The sequence below is a fragment of the Thermococcus sp. ES12 genome (genome assembly GCF_012027515.1).
Lineage (GTDB): Archaea > Methanobacteriota_B > Thermococci > Thermococcales > Thermococcaceae > Thermococcus > Thermococcus barossii.
In genome coordinates this window covers 1-566 of record NZ_SNUP01000018.1, presented here as the reverse complement: position 1 = coordinate 566, position 566 = coordinate 1, and the positions used below count along the sequence as shown (strand labels likewise).

Here is a 566-nt window from a genome sequence, read left to right as displayed (position 1 = left end):
ATAAAAGGAGAGTTTGGGATAAGGAGTTATGAAGATTTTGTGGCCATAGCTGTTGTTGGAGAGGGAAACATAACCATCCACTTTAAAGTATCTAGGGGAAGGCCAGAAGTAAGTGAATTAACTTCAAAAGAAATTTATCTCTTGATTTTAGGCTTAGTAGTGCTTTTAGCTGTTGTGATATATTTAGAAAAGAAAATTGGATAGAATCAGAAGATCAATGGGGCCCTATATTCACCCCAAACTTCTCTGAGGATGTCAGTAACCTCACCAAGGGTTGCAAGGTGCTTGTGGGCTTCGATGATGTATGGCATTAGGTTCTCATCTTCGGTCTCAGCGGCTTTCCTCAATGCGTCCAATGCTTCTTCAACCTTTTTATTATCGCGTTCACTTCTAAGTTTCTTTAATCTCTCCATCTGTTTATCTCTGATGCTTGGATCGACTTTAAGGATTTCTACTTCGAGTGGTTCATCCACGATAAATTCGTTCACACCAACAATAATGCGCTTCTTCTCTTCAACTTCCCTCTGGTACTTGTAGGCTGAGTCAGCAATCTCCTTCTGGATGTA

At 40.3% G+C, this 566-nt stretch carries 2 protein-coding genes; one reads left to right on the top strand and one right to left on the bottom strand.

What is annotated here, in order from left to right; all coding sequences use genetic code 11:
- Window positions 1-204: hypothetical protein (locus tag E3E37_RS10770; protein WP_167717337.1), on the top strand; the 204-nt coding region annotated here is incomplete at its 5' end.
- A 2-nt stretch (window positions 205-206) separates the two neighbouring features.
- On the opposite strand, the gene E3E37_RS10765 is transcribed toward E3E37_RS10770, so the two are convergent.
- Window positions 207-566, bottom strand: a 360-nt coding sequence (locus E3E37_RS10765) for a methylmalonyl-CoA mutase family protein (protein WP_240921979.1), incomplete at its 5' end; no start/stop codon positions are given.